This window comes from Shimia ponticola, assembly GCF_007995215.1.
GTDB lineage: Bacteria > Pseudomonadota > Alphaproteobacteria > Rhodobacterales > Rhodobacteraceae > Shimia_B > Shimia_B ponticola.
Window position 1 is genome coordinate 1 of the sequence record NZ_VCDK01000007.1, and the last position, 15,701, is coordinate 15,701.

A 15,701-nucleotide genomic window follows, 5' to 3' on the forward strand; every position below is an offset into this window, starting at 1 on the left:
GGATAGAGATGGCGTTGCATGGGTTCAAAATCCAACCGACCCACTCGAAAACTTCGCTGACAAATGGGAACTGGAGCCTAGGCTTGAGGAATGCTTTTACGAGTGGTTGGAGCAAGCGCGCGACGACTTTGAGACTATCGCCGGCGCTTCTTCTGGTGCGGCGCTTCCAAATCACTTGGCTAAGCGATTGGGATCTGGCTATTCAAAGGCACTCGATGAGGCTATCGGTCCGAAGCTTGAGTACGCTCTGGCGCCAGCGAGCAACAGTTTTGCAGTTCGGCCAGTTCCTGAAATTATTCAGCTAGCTCCTCACAGAAAACCGGCAGCATGGGCGCAACATCCGACCGCAACGGGGGAGGTGCAGATCGTTGAAGCTCGGGCGGGCAAGAGCCGGTGGCGGTCCGTCAGGTTTCGGAGTGGGGACAAACCTCTGCCAAAAGGCTGCGATCTACGCTTTCGCGCCAAAACGACGGTCTCAAAACTTTTTGATGTTTTCTGGCAGACAACCAACACTGGGCCGGAAGCTGAAGCGAAGGGCGTGGAAGGTCTTCGTGGCGAAATAAATGACGTAAGAACGGAAGCCGGAGGTCTCGTTCGCAAAGAGACCACATCCTATACCGGGTCCCACAGCATAGAGTGCTTTATTGTAAAGGATGGCTATCTTGTCGCGCGGAGCGGTCCATTTGTTGTGAACATCGCCTGACGAAGTGGGGGCACCAAATGCTCGCATGCGCGATGCATCACACCCTAAACGCGCAAGTCTCGAAGATATGTCGGAGCTTATGAAAAATGTCCAATAGAGGACCATCACCACGTGAAGTAACGAAGCTTCTTGTATGGGCGCGCGCAGCAGGAAGGTGCCAGTTCAAGAACTGTCGGAAACCTCTGGATCACGATCTTCTTGCGGGTGTGTTTGACTTCAATAGCGCGTACCTTGCTCACATTGTGGCTTCTTCTCCTGGTGGAAAAAGGGGACACCCCTCAAGGTCGCACGCGCTTTCAGATAGCGCCGAAAACATCATGTTGATGTGCGATGCCCATCATCGAGTGATTGATGGTGACAGGACATGGCAAGACTATCCAGAAGACCTACTCCTTGAGTGGAAGAGAGAGCACGAGGAATGGGTTGATACAGTTCTTTCTGCCGGCCCTGATAGTCGCTCGCACATCTTGCAGTTTTCAGCGCCGATTGGACCAAACGAAACTGCCGTACCTTTTGATGACTGCGTGAACGCCATCCTGCCTAATAGGACCCCCGCAGAAAGGCGAGCCACCGAAATCAAGGTCAAGGGTATGCACTTTAAGGACGATGATCCGACCTACTGGTCTGTCCAGACCGAAGTACTGAGGGTAGCCTTTGCGAAGAACATCGCAGGCCGTTTTGAGAGTGGTGAAATTCGTCATCTTTCCGTGTTTGGGTTGGCGCCGATACCGCTCTTGATGGAACTGGGGCGTCTCCTTTCAGACATCTCTGAAGTGGACGTCTATGACCGCCACAGAGAGCCCGCGCAGTGGGCTTGGCCGGAAAGCGGCGAAGTAGTCGAATTCGACCGCCAAAACGGGATTGTAGGACCGAAGCGTGTCGCTTTGAAAATCTCGATCACATCCGACATTGCTGATGACCGAGTGACTTCCGTGGCTGGGAACGATGTTTCGATTTGGGAAATTCGAAGCAGCCCGCAAAAGCACGGAGCCCTAAGACGAAGAGATGATTTAAGCCGATACAGAGCGATAGTCCGCTCAACACTCGACGAAATAAAAAATTCTCATGGAATGGATGCTGAATTGTTGGTGTTCCCGGCTGTCCCGGTCTCGTGTGCTGTTGAGTTCGGTCGAGTTTGGCAACCGAAGGTTCATCCTAGCATGAAGATATTTGACCAAACAAAAGACTTGGGCTTTGTCGAACGGCACACAATCTGAAAGTCGTTTCGTAGGGTTTTCACCCTTCACCAATTGTGCTTTTGACTGACTCGAAGTTGGCACCTATTTCCAACTCTGTATCTACGATCTCCATTTTTGCCTTGGTTGGGAATGATGCTCGACGCAATCGTCTCGGTTGAACTGTATGACCGCTTTTCGGAAGCTGCGCCGCGGCATTGGGATATGTACTGTAAGCCCGCTAAGGGCCGGACCTGAGTGAGGGCGGGGCAAGGAAGAAATATGTCAGTACTACTGACATAACGCATAATCTTTCTTATGTTAATTCGCTGAGTTGATGAACTCGGAAATCAGTTTCAAACCCACCTTGTCCTTTGTGGCGATCAAATGGGTCTCATGTTTCTGCGGCATCTCGCGGATCGGAATTTCCGTTGCAGACTTTTTGACTAGACTACTGTTGCACAGAAATACCGCGACTCCGATGCCTTGCAAAACAGCCTCGTACATCAGAGGGAAAGTGGCCATCGTTACCGTTCGTTCGAGCGCAATGTTGTGAGCCCGACAGGCGTTTTCAAGCAGCTTTCTCGTCAAGGACCCTCTTTCCGGAACAATGATCGTTTCTTCCTGTAAGTCTTTGAGAGATAAGGATGCCTGCGCGCTCAGAGGGTGTTCATTTGGACAGTAAACAACATATTCGGCGCTCTCTATGTGAATGCGCTCCCACGCGTCAGACACGGGTGCATCCGTGATCAAACCTACATCGGCCAGTCTGTTGCGGAGCATATTCGTCGCGGTCGACCAATCATAAAGGCCAAAGTTCACTTGAATGTCCGGAAAGCGCTGCCTGAAGGCTGCGATAATCCTGAGCGCTGGTTGCGGTGCGTTGCCAATGACGTTCAAGCGCCCGTTTTTCATGGCGTTGAAGCCTTCAAGCCGCTCCGACACTTCGGCGTCCAATGACACCATGCGGTCGGCCAGATCATAAAATTCCTGCCCTGTGGGCGTCAGCTCCACTCCGTCTCTGCCGCGGCGCAGGAGAAGCGTGCCGACGGTCTTTTCCAGATTTCCAATATGTTGCGTGATCGTGGATTGCGTCACGCCCATACGGGCCGCTGCGGCCGAAAAGCTACCCTCGCGGACAACATAAGCGTAGGCGACGAACTGATAGTGATTGGGGCGCATAAAGTCTCCTTTCGCGCAACCCATAGACCCCATCGGTTTCACTAATATGACGTCACAAAATTGTGGCTCAGCACCAGTAGCCCTGTGTCAACGTATGGGGGAATCGCATGGCAGGCCTGTCGATCTCATCGGTGACCAAACGCTTTGGGGACACCGAGGTGCTGAAGGGTGTGACGCTGGACGTCGCGGATGCGGAGTTCGTGTCGCTTGTTGGGCCGTCAGGGTGCGGGAAGTCGACATTGCTGCGCATCATTGCAGGTCTTGAGGATCCGACCAGCGGCGACATTGCGATTGATGGCAAAGGCGTCACCGGGATGCGCGCGGCGGATCGCAACCTGTCGATGGTCTTCCAATCCTATGCGCTTTATCCGCATTTGACCGTCGCCGAAAACATCGCTGTGCCTTTGCGGATGCGGTCGCTTACGACCACGCAACGGCTGCCTTTGATCGGCCCTTTTCTGCCGGGTGCCAAAGATCAGCGAGCCGAGATCGCTACGGCGGTGCAGAAAGCCGCCGAAATGCTTGAGATCGGCCCGCTATTGGATCGCAAGCCCGGCCAACTTTCAGGTGGGCAGCGTCAGAGGGTCGCCTTGGGCCGCGCCTTGGTGCGGGATCCTGCCGCGTTTCTGCTGGATGAGCCGCTATCCAATCTGGATGCCAAGCTGCGGGTTCAGACACGGGCCGAGATCGCGCAACTGCACCGACGCCTGAACGCGACATTCATCTACGTGACCCACGATCAGGTCGAAGCAATGACCATGTCAGACCGCATCGCGGTCATGATGGGCGGAGAGATCCTGCAATGCGACGCGCCTAGCGTCATATATGAAGATCCCAGCGATATCAGGGTGGCGGAGTTTATTGGCTCGCCAAAGATCAATATCCTGCCGATTGAACTTTCCAATGCCGAGTTGACCCTGTTTGGCCAAGTTTTGGGCCGCATCACTGAGGCGGCTCAGGCCGGCATTTATCAGTTGGGCCTGCGCCCCGAAGCGCTGAAACTCACGCAAACAGAGCCGGTGATGACCGGGACTGTCGCGCATATGGAGAACCTTGGCTCCGAAGTTTATGCACAAATCGCACTGGCGGATCAAACCTCTCGTGTGACCCTGCGTGCAGCTCCTGCTGAGCGCCACAAGCTACAACTGGGTGCCGAGGTGGGCCTTGGCCTTGATCTGCAGGACGGTTTGATTTTCGACGCGGTTGGCAAGCGTCAGCGGCGCATCGAAGTCGCTGTCACGCATGTGCGCGAGGTGGCCTGACATGGCTGCGATTGACGCGCCAGCCGCCGCACGCGCGCCGCGCGAAGTGAACCGGCAGGCCCGGACAGCCTGGTGCTTGGCTTCTCCGGCACTGGCTTTGATGTTTCTGATCCTCTTGGTGCCGGTTGTCGTCGCTGGGGTTCTGTCTTTCACGAACTATTCGCTGGGCAATTCCGGCTTTGATTGGGTCGGATTTGAGAATTACGACCGCCTGTTCTCCCGCTCGACCTATGAGAAAATGTTTGTTGCGACGTTTACCTACGTAGCGGTGGTCGTGCCGATTTCGGTTGCCCTGGGGCTAGGCGCGGCGCTGTTGGTCAATTCGTTGGGGCGGATTGGGGATGTCTACAAGACGATCTATTTTTTGCCGGTTATGGCGACATTGCTCGCGATGGCGATTGTTTGGGAATTCATGCTGCATCCGACGATCGGTGTAATCAATCAAACGCTTGAGCTGTCCTGCGGGACCTTCCTTGAGGTGGTCCCCTTCCTAGCCAATGGCTGCGCCGACGGTTTCCCGCTGTGGCTTGGGGATCGGGATTACGCCATCTGGGTGCTCTGTTTCATCGGAATCTGGCAAGGCTTTGGCTTCAACATGGTGCTCTACCTCGCAGGGCTGACGGCGGTGCATCGTGAGCTTTACCATGCCGCAGAAGTGGATGGGGCCAAAAGCGCATGGGAACGGTTCCGGCTCGTCACATGGCCCGCACTTGGGCCGACGACTGTGTTTGTGGTGACAATCTCTTGCATCCGCGCCTTTCAGGTTTTTGACACAGTCGAAGCCTTCTGGCCTCAAGGCGGCGGGCCCAACAAGTCCACCTATGTGATGATGTTCGCGATCTTTGAGAAAGGCGTGCAGCAGAACCTGATTGGCATCGGCTCGGCCATCACCATGCTGTTTCTGGTCTTCGTGATGTTTCTTACCCTGATCCAGCGCTGGCTGGTCGAACGAAAGGTGCATTACTGATGACCCGCGACATCTGGAAACACCTGATCCTTGTGATCGGAGCGATCATCGTCCTGGCACCGTTCTACATGATGCTCAGCTATTCGTTCAAAAGCCCGGGCGAGATTGATCGGGGTGTGGGCGGCTTCTTTGGTGCGCAAGAGATGATGGTCGACCCGCGCTGCGTCAAACTGCGCGACCCGAACCGCGACGAAATAGCAGCCGCCGCCCCGCAGTATCCCGGCAAATCTGACAGCGAGATCCGTGCCGTGATCATGGCGCAGGCCGAAATCGACTGTTCCATGCGCCCTGTTGTGTTCAACTATTCCAAAGCCTTCATCGAGGCGCCGCTGCTGCGCTATTTGCTGAACGGGGTGATCGTCACCGTGTCGATCTTCTTTGTTCAGGTGCTGGTCGCCCTGCCCGCAGCTTATGCGTTGGCCAAGCTGAAATTCTGGGGCCGAGAGGCGGTGTTTGGGCTGGTGCTGTTCTGCCTGCTGATCCCGGTGCACGCGATTGCCCTGCCGCTTTACATCATGCTGGCCAAGGTTGGGCTGACCAATACCTATGCCGCGTTGGTGGTGCCCTGGACGATCTCGGTCTTTGGGATTTTCCTGATGCGGCAGTTCTTCATGACTGTGCCGGATGATCTGATCGATGCCGCGCGCATGGACGGGATGACCGAGTTCGCCATCGTATGGCGCGTCATGCTGCCCACCGCCATCCCTGCCCTGCTCGCCTTTGCCATCTTCAGCATCGTCGCCCATTGGAACGACTATTTCTGGCCGCGCATCGTGGTCACCGGCTCCCGAGAGCTGTTCACGCCACCGCTTGGCCTGCGAGAGTTCAAGGGCGATGCAGATGGCTCCTTCTTCGGGCCGATGATGGCCACCGCCACCATCATCGTCACACCGCTTATCGTCGCATTTCTGGTCGCACAACGCCGCTTTATCGAGGGGATCACGCTGTCTGGAATGAAATAGGGTGGGATCGCTCCCACCCTACCATCGCCCATCTGGGCGCATCACCGGGGTCTGCCAATCGCCAAACCGTCAGCCCCAACAACTGGAGTAGATGTAATGAAAACGACGCTGACTGCAATGGCTGTGGCGCTCTCCGCCACCGCTGTTTTTGCCGAAGAAAAGGTGACAATCGAGTTTGCCTATCCTTATAGCCACCTCTTTGACGTGACCTATGAGGCGATGATGCCCGCCTTCAATGAGGCGCACCCGAATATCGAGGTGAAGTTCCGCGCCACCTACGAATCCTATGAAGACGGCACCAACACCGTCCTACGCGAAGCGGTTTCAGGCAACCTGCCGGACGTGACCATGCAGGGCCTGAACCGTCAGGCGCCGCTGGTCGACAAGGGCATCGCCCAGTCGCTGGAGCCGTTCATCTCCGCCGAAGCTGATTTCGAAAAGGACGGCTATCATCAAGCGATGCTTTCCCTGTCAACCTTTGACGACCAAGTCTACGGTTTGCCATTCTCGATCTCGCTGCCGGTTGGCTACTACAACCTCGATATCCTGAAAGAAGGCGGCATCACCGAATTGCCGAAGACATGGGACGACGTTATCGCTGCTTGCAAGACCATGAAGGCCAATGGCATCGATAACCCGATCTTCTGGGGTTGGAACATCACCGGCAACTGGTTCATGCAGGCCCTGCTGTGGAGCCAGGATAGCGCGATTGTCAAAGACGGCCGCGTGACGATGGACAGCCCAGAGGCGCTCGTCGCGCTGGAACAGATGCAAGAAATCTTCACCGAATGTGAGATGAAGAACCTCGAATGGAAAGCCGCGCTGGCATCCTTCTCCGCGGGTGAGATCGGCATGATGTTCTGGTCCACGTCGGCTTTGGGCGCCGTTGAGCGCAGCCAAGGCGATTTCGAACTGGTCACAGGCCCCTTCCCGGGTCTGAACGGCGCGCCGATGGGTCTTCCCGCCGGCGGCAACGCTGCGATGCTGACCTCGACTTCGGACGACCCGAAAGTGCGTGAAGCCGCCTGGACATGGCTCAAGTATATCACTTCGGGCGAAGGCGCGGCCGAAGTGGCCAAGACCACCGGTTACATGCCGCCAAACAAGGCCGCCAACGAGATCATCCTTGCGGATTTCTACGAGCAGAACCCGAACAAGCAAACCGCTGTAGACCAACTGCCGCTGCTGCGCGACTGGCTGGCCTATCCGGGCGACAATGGTCTGGCGATCACGCAGGTGATCTATGACGGAATCGAGCGGATCGTCACTGGCGATGCCACCGACATGAAAGAGCTGCAAGAAGAGCTGGTCGAGGAAATCGCCGACCTGCTGCCGAACGGCTAATCAATTTTGTTGGCCGCCTGAACCACTGGGCGGCCAGCTCTCTTTCGAAAGGCACCGCAATGAAACTCGTCCAAATCTCCGACATTCACCTGACCGTTCCGGGCGAACGGATGGGCGGGCTCGATCCCCATCGCCGTTTTGCGCAGGCCCTGGATGAGGTGCGCGCAAAACACGCCGATGCCGACCGGATCATCATCACTGGCGACCTCACCCATTGGGGAGAGCCGCAAGCGTACAGCGCGCTCAAAAACGCGCTTTTTAATCTCCCTTGCCCGGTTCGACTGCTGATGGGCAACCACGATGATCGTTCGAATTTTCTAGCGGCCTTTCCAGATCAACCGCGCGATGCCAACGGCTATGTGAACTATGCCGAAGACCTTCACGGCACGCGGCTCATCTATCTCGATACCACCGCGCCGCGCACCCATGCTGGCCATTTCGGTGCGGACCGGGTTGCTTGGCTTGAGAAACAACTTGAAAGCTGCAAACGCGCGCGACTGTTCATGCATCACAACGTCATGACACTCGGCCAGCCCGCCGAGGACAAAATTGCGCTGGTTTCAGAGGACCGGCCTGCCTTTGCCGACTTACTCAAACGCTTTGCCGACAAGGTCGACTATCTGCATTTCGGCCATATCCATGCGCTCTGCACTGGTACCTATTGCGGTATCCCGTTTGCTTCCGTCCGTTCAACCGGCAATCAGTCCCTGCCCGACTTCACCGAGACCGAACTCCTGCATGGCGCGCCCATGGCGCCCTCCTTTGCAGTGATCGAGGTCAGCGAGGACACGACCGTAATCCATGACATTCCTTTCACATGGGATGGCCCGGTATTCTCCTCGGGCACAGGCTGGGACGACTGGGCCAAGCCAGTCGCAGCTGAATGAAGTTCATCCATCTCACTGATACGCATGTTGTCGCCTCCGGTCTGCTCTATGGTCAGGACCCGGCAGAGCGACTGACCGAGGCTGTTACGTCGATCAACGCCGAACACAGTGATGCGGAGTTTGTGATTGTCACGGGTGATATGACCCATTGGGGCGACGCAGATGCCTATGCGCGTTTTGCCAACGAGATCACGAAGCTGAAAATTCCCTTTCATCTTATGGTCGGCAATCACGAAGACACTCCGTCCCTGATGCAGACCTTCCCGGACCTACCGCGCGATGAGAACGGTTTTGTGCAGCAGGCCATCGACACAGCGCACGGGCGTTTCCTGCTGCTCGACACGAAGGCTCCCGAAGGTCATGCCGGGGCCTATTGTGAGGCGCGCTGCGATTGGCTGGCCCGCCAGTTGGAGGCGCCCGGCGCGGTTTTCTTTTTCATGCATCACCCCCCTTTCGAGGTCGGGATCAAGGCCATGGACGCAATCATGATGCATGACGCAGAAGCGTTCCACGACGTTATCTCGCCGCATACATCGCGCATTCGTCACCTATTCTTTGGCCACGTCCACCGGGCGATCTGGGGCACTTGGCGCGGCATCAGCTATTCGTGCATGCGCGGGCTCAATCATCAGGTCGCGCTGGACCTTCAATCGCCAGCGGAACAGATCAGGGGTAACTTCGAACCGCCCGCATATGGGGTCGTTTTGCTGGGTGACAACCAAGTGACAGTTCACTTGCACGACTTTGCGGACAGGTCTCAGAGTTTTTTGCTCTAGGTCCGAAAGTCTCGCGACGGCTCAAACTAGCCCACAGATTCGGCTTTTGGCACCGGTGTATCGCCCTTGGCGAGGCATCTTTCTTTTCATTTTGTCATGCGTCTGTCACGCAGACAGGGTAGCCAAAATTCATTCGGATGAATCGGACATGACGCGCGAAAACTGGACAATAATTCGGGACACACTTTCAGATGACATTCGCTCGGGGCGGCTGTCATCAGGGGATCAGTTGCCCACAGAAACGCAACTGGCCGATCGATTTGAGATCGGCCGTCATTCGGTGCGGCGCGCACTTGAAGCGCTCGCGCGCGACGGAAAGATCAGCATTGAACAAGGGCGCGGCACTTTTGTTGCCGACGCGCCACGGCTGACCTATCAAATCGGCAGGCGGACCCGGCTACGCCGCAACCTGATCCCGCAAGGCGTGGATGTGACCAGTCGGTTGGTCTCCGCTGACCGCATACCCGCGCCTGATCACGTATCGCAGGCTCTGCTGCTGAACTCTGGCGCTCGAGTGACCGAAAGCCAGAGGATCACGTTGGCCAATGACCTGCCCGTGGCCTTCGGTTCCTCCTATCATTGCGCCGAACGCTTCCCCGATTTTGCAGAGCGTCGGGATGTTCTTGGGTCCACGACAGAGACATACCGGTCCTTCGGCATCGAAGACTATGTCCGCCAGCACACGTCAATCTATTCGCGCGCAGCAAAATTTGACGAAGCAAAAACCCTCAAACAACACCCGGAAATTCCCGTGCTGGTCGTCACGGCCATCGACGCCACGCTTGACGGGACGCCGATCTCGAGCAGCCGGGTCATCTGGTCCGCGGCGCGGGTGAATTTCACAATGGAGCATTCCGATGGATGACACGTTGAGCGTGCTGGCGCGCGCCGATGGAGCAAGGCTCAAGAGTTTTGCGGAAACCCTGATCCCGGATTTGGGTGAGATCGAAGTGCTGCAATCGCGAAGCGGTCTGGTGATGCTGCCGATGCGCGACACGGCCAAAGGGGTCGCCTTTCACCTTGGCGAAGTGCTGATGAGCGAAGCGCATATTCGTAAGGGCGACGTGCAAGGCTACGGGATGCGGCGCGGGCATGATCTTGAGGCCTCAATGGCCATGGCGCTGGTTGATCTTGCGATGGCCACGGATGTGCGCCGCGCCGATTGTAAGGCGTTTTGCGACGCGCAGGCCGAGGCATTGCAAAAGGCAGACGATGACGTGTTGCGCCGCGTCGAGGCCACCCGCGTGAACATGGAGACATTCTGATGCTAGCGACACCCGCGCCAAGCCCGGCCGAGACGCGAGACAACGCAGCTTTTGACGCTTTGCTGTGGACGTTGAGCCGCCCCGGATTGCCCCGGGATCTGCCAGAGCCGGGAGAGCAAAGCATTGTCACCGCCCTGCTAGACAGGGAATGTCTGGTCTACGCAGCCGACCCGCTCCTGATGCCCGAGATTATGCGCTCGGGCGCCGAACTGGCTGACATCGACAAGGCTGATCACGTCTTTCTGGGGGCGATGGCCACGTCCGATCCCCTGGCCGACATTGCGATCGGCAGCGACTATTACCCCGACGACGGGGCCACCGTGATCATCCGCGCCAACATCGGGTCGGGGACCGCGTTGCGGCTGACCGGTCCGGGCGTTGACGGCGCGGTGACGCTTCAGCTTGAAGGCCTGCCAGTCCGGTTCTGGAAAGCGCGCGCCGCGCGTCTGAGATACCCGATGGGGTTTGACCTCTTCTTCGTTGACGGCGCTCGCGTCGTCGGCGTGCCCCGATCCACAACGGTTGAGGAAATCTAATGGCCTATGTCGCAACACGCGGTGGCGAGCGGGCCATCGAACAATCCGAACGACTTTTCCGTGAAGAGATGGGCGGCTTTGACCGCGACCGCGTCGAAGAGGTGAGGAAAAGCCTGCCCTATCTGATCGACCGGGTCATGGGCGAGGCCTCGCTTTACGACGAAGATCTTGCCGCGCTCGCTCTGGCCCAAACCGGCGGAGAGCTCTACGAGGCTGTTCTGCTGTTGCGCGCATGGCGGACCACGCAGCCTCGTTTGCAGGTCGCCGCGCCGATTGAGCAGGACACCTTGTTCACCCATCGCCGCATATCAGCGGCCTTCAAGGACATTCCCGGTGGGCAGGTCTTGGGGCCAACGCTGGACTACGCGCACCGCATTCTGGCAACCGATGTGCTGCAAGGCGCGTCTTACGCACCTGATCCCGTTGAGCCTGCGGACACCCCTTCTCCGGCCTATCAGCCCAGCGTCAGCGCATGGCAGGCCGATAACGATCTGCTGGATCCCCCGGCGGAGGATCCGACCAAGGGCAACGACATTCCCGACCTCACACGTGAGCCGCTGCTGTTTCCATCCAAACGCGCACACACGCTGCAAAGCCTCGCACGGGCCGAAACCGGCGGTGTTCTGGCGCTCGGCTATGCCGCGATGCGCGGCTATGGGCAGGCGCACCCAACGGTCAACGAATTGCGTCTGGCCGAAGCGGAGATAGCCGTCACCCATCCCGATGGGCGCCAATTTTCGGCGGGCCGGGTCAAGGTCTCTCAGGCCGAAGTCGTTGATAAAAAGGGCGAGAAGCTGGGCATCGGCTATGCCGCCACCTTTGGCTGGAACGAGGTCAAATGCATCGCGGCGGCGACGCTCGACCTCAACAGTCCCGGCGCCGAGAAGGGGTCTGCGACCGAAGAGGAATTCTTTCTCTACCATACCGAAGGTGTCGAAAGCTCGGGCTTCTGCATTCACTTCAAGCTGCCGCATTATGTAACGTTCCAATCTTCGTTGGACGCGATGCGGGATGCCAAAGCCAAAAAAGCCGGTCAATCCAAATCCTCTGACATGGAGCCGGCGGAATGAGCCTCTCAACCCTCACAAAACCCTGGGAAGCGATGAGTTATGGCTTCCTTGACGGCTCGGCCAAGCGCGAACTGCGCCGCAAGATGCTGAAATCCGTTGCGGTGCCGGGATGCCAGATGCCCTATGCCAGCCGCGAGGTGCCGATGGCGCGCGGTTGGGGCACGGGCGGGCTTCAGGTGTCACTGACACTGGTGAACCCGCAAACACGCGTGAAAGTCATTGACCAGGGCGCCGATGACAGCGTCAACGCGGCGTCGATCCGGCGCTTTATCGCGCGGGTTGCGGGGACGCCCACGACGATGGACACGCTGGAGGCGGATCTCATTCAGTCGCGCCACCGCATACCCGAGGAAATCCTGCGCGAAGACCAGATTTTGGTGTTGCAGGTTCCGAACCCAGAGCCGCTGCGACCTGTTCAGCCGAATATGTCTATCGCGCGCCAGATGCATGCGGATGCAGACTATGGGCGGATGTGGCTGCAGCTCTATGAGCAGATCGTGCGCTCCGGCCGGGTCATGCAGGGCGCAAGTTATCCCAGCCTTGTGCATGGTCGGCATGTCATGACACCCTCGCCCATCCCCCGTTGGGATGTCCCGAAACTGCACATGGCCAAGCACCTGACGATCCTTTCGGCAGGTCGGGAAAAGCGCATCTTCGCAGTGCCGCCCTACACGCGTGTTGAGCCATTGGTATTCTCGGATGTGCCTTACAAGGTCGAAGAGCATGGCCACCTGACCTGTACCCGCTCCGGCACAACAGGCTTCTTCATGAACGAAATCCCGCGGGATGACGGCACGTCCAGTTTTGAGGTCTCGGACAGCGAATGGGGTGTGAAAACCATTCGCGCACGGGATGGAGACGGCGAAAGCCGGGGCGAGACCTGGTACAAAAACGGGGAGATGCCGCAATGACCCTTGCACTTGACGCCCCGCGCATTGTTGAGACCCGTCCGCTGCTTGAGGTGCATGGCGTTTCCAAATCATATAAATCCATTCGGGCCGTGCGCAATGTCTCGGCCCATGCCTATCAGGGCGAGGTGCTTGGCATTGTCGGCGAAAGTGGATCAGGAAAATCGACGCTGCTGCGGATGATGAACCTTGAAGAGATCCCCGAGACCGGCAGTTACACGCTCGACTTGCCCGATGTGTCTGGCAATCTCTTTGAGCTTGACCGATTTGCCCGCCGGATGCTTTGCGCGACCAAGATCGGAATTGTCTATCAGAACCCCCATCTTGGCCTTTTGATGAAACACTCATCGTCAGGCAATGTCGCCGAACGTCTTCTCGTCGCGGGGGAACGCAGCTTTGCGACCCTGCGGCAGGCGGCGACTGAAGCCTTGGATGCGTCAGAGTTTCCGCTGGATCGCCTTGACGCGCCGCCGATTGAGCTCTCAGGCGGGATGCAACAGCGCGTGCAGCTGGCCAAGGCGATTGCGCTTGAACCGGCGCTTTTGCTGCTGGATGAGCCGACCACGGGTTTGGATGTGAGTGTGCAGGCGCTGGTGCTCGACACGCTCAAGCGCCTACAACAAGACCGACAGATCACCATGGTCATCGTCAGCCATGACCTTGGCGTGATCCGCACGCTGGCAGATCGTGTCATGGTGATGCGGCGCGGCGAAGTGGTTGAGACAGGGCTTGCGGATCAGATTTTCCAGGATCCGCAGCATCCATACACACAACAATTGGTACACGCGAAACTATGACACAGGTTCTGGAAATTGACAGGCTCACAAAGGGTTTTTCACTGCACCATCTGGAAAAGGATATCCCGGCCTTCGAGAATATCTCCTTTACCGTTGCAGCTGGTGAGTTTGTGTTGCTCAAGGGGGCAAACGGCGCAGGCAAATCGACGCTACTGCGCACGCTCTATCGGTCTTATCTACCGCTCTCCGGTAAAATACGGTTTCATTCCAGTTACGGTTTGATCGATCTTGCGCGGGCGGCGGATGTAGACGTTGCGCATTTGCGGCGCACGGAAATTGGATTTGTCACGCAATTCCTGACAGCGCGCCCGCGCGTGAGCGCAGAGGCCATCGTGGCCGAACCTTTGCGCCTCGCGGGGTGGGAGCCGGAGGCCGCATTGAACGCCGCCCGCAAGGCGCTTGAAACCTTTGGTGTAAAGCCAGACCTGTGGGCCGCCTACCCCACAACCTTCTCTGGTGGCGAGCAGCAAAAGGTCAATCTGGCCCGCGCGCTGATCCTGCCGCAAAAACTGTTGATGCTGGATGAGCCGACAGCCTCGCTAGACGCGAATGCGCGCGGGGCTCTGGTGGAACGGCTGCAAGAGTTGAAAGAACAGGGCACGGCGATGATCGGTGTGTTCCACCATCCCGACGACGTGCTGCACCTGATCGACCGTATCGTCGATCTGACACCCGACCACACCCCGACCGAGGAAAGAGATGATGTGGCTCTCTGACGTAAAGATCATATTGGCGGACCGGATTATTGAGAACGGCGCTCTGCGGATCGAAAACGGCGTGATTGCCGAGATCACTGAGAGTGCAAGCCAGCCATCCGGCTTCACCGTATTTCCGGGCTTCATCGACATGCATGGCGACATGATCGAACTTGAACTGGAGCCCCGCCCGAAAGTGGACTTCCCGATGGAGGTCGCAGTCAGCCATCTGGATGCACGTCTCGCAGCTGCCGGGGTGACGACAGCTTATGCAGGCGTGTCGTTCTCGCGGACAGCGGTCGATGGTGAGCGGCGCTCTTTTGAGCATACCTCCGCGATCATTCGTGCGTTGAAAGACAATATCCAAGGATTGCGCGTTGACCACCGCATTCATGCGCGGTTTGACATGACCTACACCGCTGCGATTGACGCGCTTGACGGTTTGCTTGGCGCCGGCGCTGTCGATCTTGTGTCGGTCATGGATCACACGCCGGGTCAAGGCCAGTATCGCAACGTCGAGACATTAGTGGCCAACCGGATGAAAAGCGGGCTCAGCGAAGAAGACGCGCGTGCCCATGTCGCGCGTCGGATAAAAGACGCCGTGCCAGCAGAACAAATTCTCGAAAACCTTGAACGTATCTCACGGCTCTGCAAGTCGCACTGTGTTGCCATGGCAAGCCATGACGACGACACGGTCGAGAAGTCGCATCTCATGGCCGATATCGGCTCTGTGATCAGCGAATTCCCGGTGACCTTCGAGGCCGCTCAAATCGCCAAAGATCGTGGACTGATGATTGCAATGGGGGCACCCAATGCGATGCGCGGTAAGAGCTACTCCGGCAACCTTTCGGCCCGCGAAGCCCATGCGGCCGGGTTGCTGCATATTCTGGCTGCAGACTACCACCCGGCCGCGATTTTGCCCGCGATCCGAGTGCTGGCCCCGCAGGACCCCGATGGTCTGGTCGGTGCGGTGCGTCTGGCATCAAAGAACCCTGCCGAGGCTCTCGGCCTCACAGATCGGGGGGAAATCGCGACAGGCAAACGCGCCGATTTGGCGGTTGTCGATGCCGCAGACTGTGTGGTCCAGACCTTTGGTGCCGGAAAAATCATCTTTTCCAATGGTACCGGGCCAGAAACTGCCGAACAGCCAGCAGTCGCCGCCGTCGCGTAAC

Annotated in this window: 17 protein-coding genes; 16 read left to right on the forward strand and 1 reads right to left on the reverse strand. The window is 57.7% G+C overall.

Features of this window, described 5'->3' with window-relative positions; all coding sequences use genetic code 11:
* A partial coding sequence (locus FE702_RS18680) for a nucleotide-binding domain-containing protein (protein ID WP_430303257.1) occupies window positions 1–703 on the forward strand: 703 nt, incomplete at its 5' end.
* 206 nt (window positions 704–909) lie between these two features.
* Window positions 910–1,920 carry an SAVED domain-containing protein gene (locus FE702_RS16680; protein WP_255449715.1) on the forward strand — a complete coding sequence of 337 codons (1,011 nt, stop codon included), beginning with the start codon at window positions 910–912 and terminating at the stop codon, window positions 1,918–1,920.
* Window positions 1,921–2,199: 279 nt separating this feature from the next.
* On the opposite strand, the gene FE702_RS16685 is transcribed toward FE702_RS16680, so the two are convergent.
* Entirely contained in the window at window positions 2,200–3,060 is an 861-nt protein-coding gene (locus FE702_RS16685) for a LysR family transcriptional regulator (RefSeq protein WP_147127479.1), read from the reverse strand.
* A gap of 107 nt (window positions 3,061–3,167) precedes the next feature.
* On the opposite strand from FE702_RS16685, the gene FE702_RS16690 reads away from it, so the two are divergent.
* The 14 genes from FE702_RS16690 to FE702_RS16755 all read left to right on the forward strand — a co-directional run bounded on the left by FE702_RS16690 (window position 3,168) and on the right by FE702_RS16755 (window position 15,700).
* Window positions 3,168–4,322 (forward strand): ABC transporter ATP-binding protein, encoded by a 1,155-nt coding sequence (locus FE702_RS16690; protein ID WP_147127480.1) that lies wholly within the window; start codon window positions 3,168–3,170, stop codon window positions 4,320–4,322.
* A gap of 1 nt (window position 4,323) precedes the next feature.
* Window positions 4,324–5,289: a carbohydrate ABC transporter permease gene (locus FE702_RS16695; protein WP_147127481.1), complete on the forward strand. Its 966-nt coding sequence runs from the start codon at window positions 4,324–4,326 to the stop codon at window positions 5,287–5,289.
* On the forward strand, window positions 5,289–6,251 hold the full coding sequence (locus FE702_RS16700) for a carbohydrate ABC transporter permease (RefSeq protein ID WP_147127482.1): 963 nt from the start codon (window positions 5,289–5,291) through the stop codon (window positions 6,249–6,251). Before FE702_RS16695 ends, FE702_RS16700 begins: the two co-directional genes overlap by 1 nt.
* Before the next feature lie 96 nt (window positions 6,252–6,347).
* Complete coding sequence (locus FE702_RS16705; RefSeq protein ID WP_147127483.1) at window positions 6,348–7,595, forward strand: ABC transporter substrate-binding protein; 1,248 nt, start codon at window positions 6,348–6,350, stop codon at window positions 7,593–7,595.
* Window positions 7,596–7,654: 59 nt separating this feature from the next.
* Window positions 7,655–8,482, forward strand: a complete 828-nt coding sequence (locus FE702_RS16710; RefSeq protein ID WP_147127484.1) for a phosphodiesterase — start codon at window positions 7,655–7,657, stop codon at window positions 8,480–8,482.
* The gene (locus tag FE702_RS16715; RefSeq protein WP_147127485.1) at window positions 8,479–9,258 is read left to right on the forward strand and encodes a phosphodiesterase; all 780 of its coding nucleotides are present in this window, start codon (window positions 8,479–8,481) and stop codon (window positions 9,256–9,258) included. The genes FE702_RS16710 and FE702_RS16715 overlap by 4 nt, the downstream gene beginning before the upstream one ends.
* A 148-nt stretch (window positions 9,259–9,406) precedes the next feature.
* Complete coding sequence (phnF, locus tag FE702_RS16720) at window positions 9,407–10,123, forward strand: phosphonate metabolism transcriptional regulator PhnF (RefSeq protein WP_147127486.1); 717 nt, start codon at window positions 9,407–9,409, stop codon at window positions 10,121–10,123.
* Window positions 10,116–10,523: a phosphonate C-P lyase system protein PhnG gene (locus tag FE702_RS16725; RefSeq protein ID WP_147127487.1), complete on the forward strand. Its 408-nt coding sequence runs from the start codon at window positions 10,116–10,118 to the stop codon at window positions 10,521–10,523. The genes phnF and FE702_RS16725 overlap by 8 nt, the downstream gene beginning before the upstream one ends.
* Window positions 10,523–11,059, forward strand: a complete 537-nt coding sequence (phnH, locus tag FE702_RS16730) for a phosphonate C-P lyase system protein PhnH (RefSeq protein WP_147127488.1) — start codon at window positions 10,523–10,525, stop codon at window positions 11,057–11,059. Before FE702_RS16725 ends, phnH begins: the two co-directional genes overlap by 1 nt.
* A complete protein-coding gene (locus FE702_RS16735) occupies window positions 11,059–12,129 on the forward strand; it encodes a carbon-phosphorus lyase complex subunit PhnI (RefSeq protein WP_147127489.1) in 1,071 nt (356 codons plus the stop codon). Before phnH ends, FE702_RS16735 begins: the two co-directional genes overlap by 1 nt.
* Complete coding sequence (locus FE702_RS16740; RefSeq protein ID WP_147127490.1) at window positions 12,126–13,040, forward strand: alpha-D-ribose 1-methylphosphonate 5-phosphate C-P-lyase PhnJ; 915 nt, start codon at window positions 12,126–12,128, stop codon at window positions 13,038–13,040. The genes FE702_RS16735 and FE702_RS16740 overlap by 4 nt, the downstream gene beginning before the upstream one ends.
* Window positions 13,037–13,834, forward strand: a complete 798-nt coding sequence (locus FE702_RS16745) for an ATP-binding cassette domain-containing protein (protein ID WP_147127491.1) — start codon at window positions 13,037–13,039, stop codon at window positions 13,832–13,834. The genes FE702_RS16740 and FE702_RS16745 overlap by 4 nt, the downstream gene beginning before the upstream one ends.
* A complete protein-coding gene (locus FE702_RS16750) occupies window positions 13,831–14,550 on the forward strand; it encodes a phosphonate C-P lyase system protein PhnL (RefSeq protein WP_147127492.1) in 720 nt (239 codons plus the stop codon). Before FE702_RS16745 ends, FE702_RS16750 begins: the two co-directional genes overlap by 4 nt.
* Entirely contained in the window at window positions 14,534–15,700 is a 1,167-nt protein-coding gene (locus FE702_RS16755) for an alpha-D-ribose 1-methylphosphonate 5-triphosphate diphosphatase (RefSeq protein ID WP_255449716.1), read from the forward strand. The genes FE702_RS16750 and FE702_RS16755 overlap by 17 nt, the downstream gene beginning before the upstream one ends.
* Window position 15,701 lies beyond the last annotated feature (1 nt).

Excerpts from the sequence above, each read along its gene's own strand:
- FE702_RS16755 (WP_255449716.1), top strand. The coding sequence starts at position 14,534 with ATGATGTGGCTCTCTGACGTAAAGATCATATTGGCGGACCGGATTATT.
- FE702_RS16735 (WP_147127489.1), top strand. The coding sequence starts at position 11,059 with ATGGCCTATGTCGCAACACGCGGTGGCGAGCGGGCCATCGAACAATCC.
- FE702_RS16685 (WP_147127479.1), bottom strand. The coding sequence starts at position 3,060 with ATGCGCCCCAATCACTATCAGTTCGTCGCCTACGCTTATGTTGTCCGC.
- FE702_RS16725 (WP_147127487.1), top strand. The coding sequence starts at position 10,116 with ATGGATGACACGTTGAGCGTGCTGGCGCGCGCCGATGGAGCAAGGCTC.
- FE702_RS16690 (WP_147127480.1), top strand. The coding sequence starts at position 3,168 with ATGGCAGGCCTGTCGATCTCATCGGTGACCAAACGCTTTGGGGACACC.
- FE702_RS16700 (WP_147127482.1), top strand. The coding sequence starts at position 5,289 with ATGACCCGCGACATCTGGAAACACCTGATCCTTGTGATCGGAGCGATC.
- FE702_RS16705 (WP_147127483.1), top strand. The coding sequence starts at position 6,348 with ATGAAAACGACGCTGACTGCAATGGCTGTGGCGCTCTCCGCCACCGCT.
- phnF (WP_147127486.1), top strand. The coding sequence starts at position 9,407 with ATGACGCGCGAAAACTGGACAATAATTCGGGACACACTTTCAGATGAC.
- FE702_RS16715 (WP_147127485.1), top strand. The coding sequence starts at position 8,479 with ATGAAGTTCATCCATCTCACTGATACGCATGTTGTCGCCTCCGGTCTG.
- FE702_RS16695 (WP_147127481.1), top strand. The coding sequence starts at position 4,324 with ATGGCTGCGATTGACGCGCCAGCCGCCGCACGCGCGCCGCGCGAAGTG.
- FE702_RS16710 (WP_147127484.1), top strand. The coding sequence starts at position 7,655 with ATGAAACTCGTCCAAATCTCCGACATTCACCTGACCGTTCCGGGCGAA.
- FE702_RS16750 (WP_147127492.1), top strand. The coding sequence starts at position 13,831 with ATGACACAGGTTCTGGAAATTGACAGGCTCACAAAGGGTTTTTCACTG.
- FE702_RS16745 (WP_147127491.1), top strand. The coding sequence starts at position 13,037 with ATGACCCTTGCACTTGACGCCCCGCGCATTGTTGAGACCCGTCCGCTG.
- FE702_RS16740 (WP_147127490.1), top strand. The coding sequence starts at position 12,126 with ATGAGCCTCTCAACCCTCACAAAACCCTGGGAAGCGATGAGTTATGGC.
- phnH (WP_147127488.1), top strand. The coding sequence starts at position 10,523 with ATGCTAGCGACACCCGCGCCAAGCCCGGCCGAGACGCGAGACAACGCA.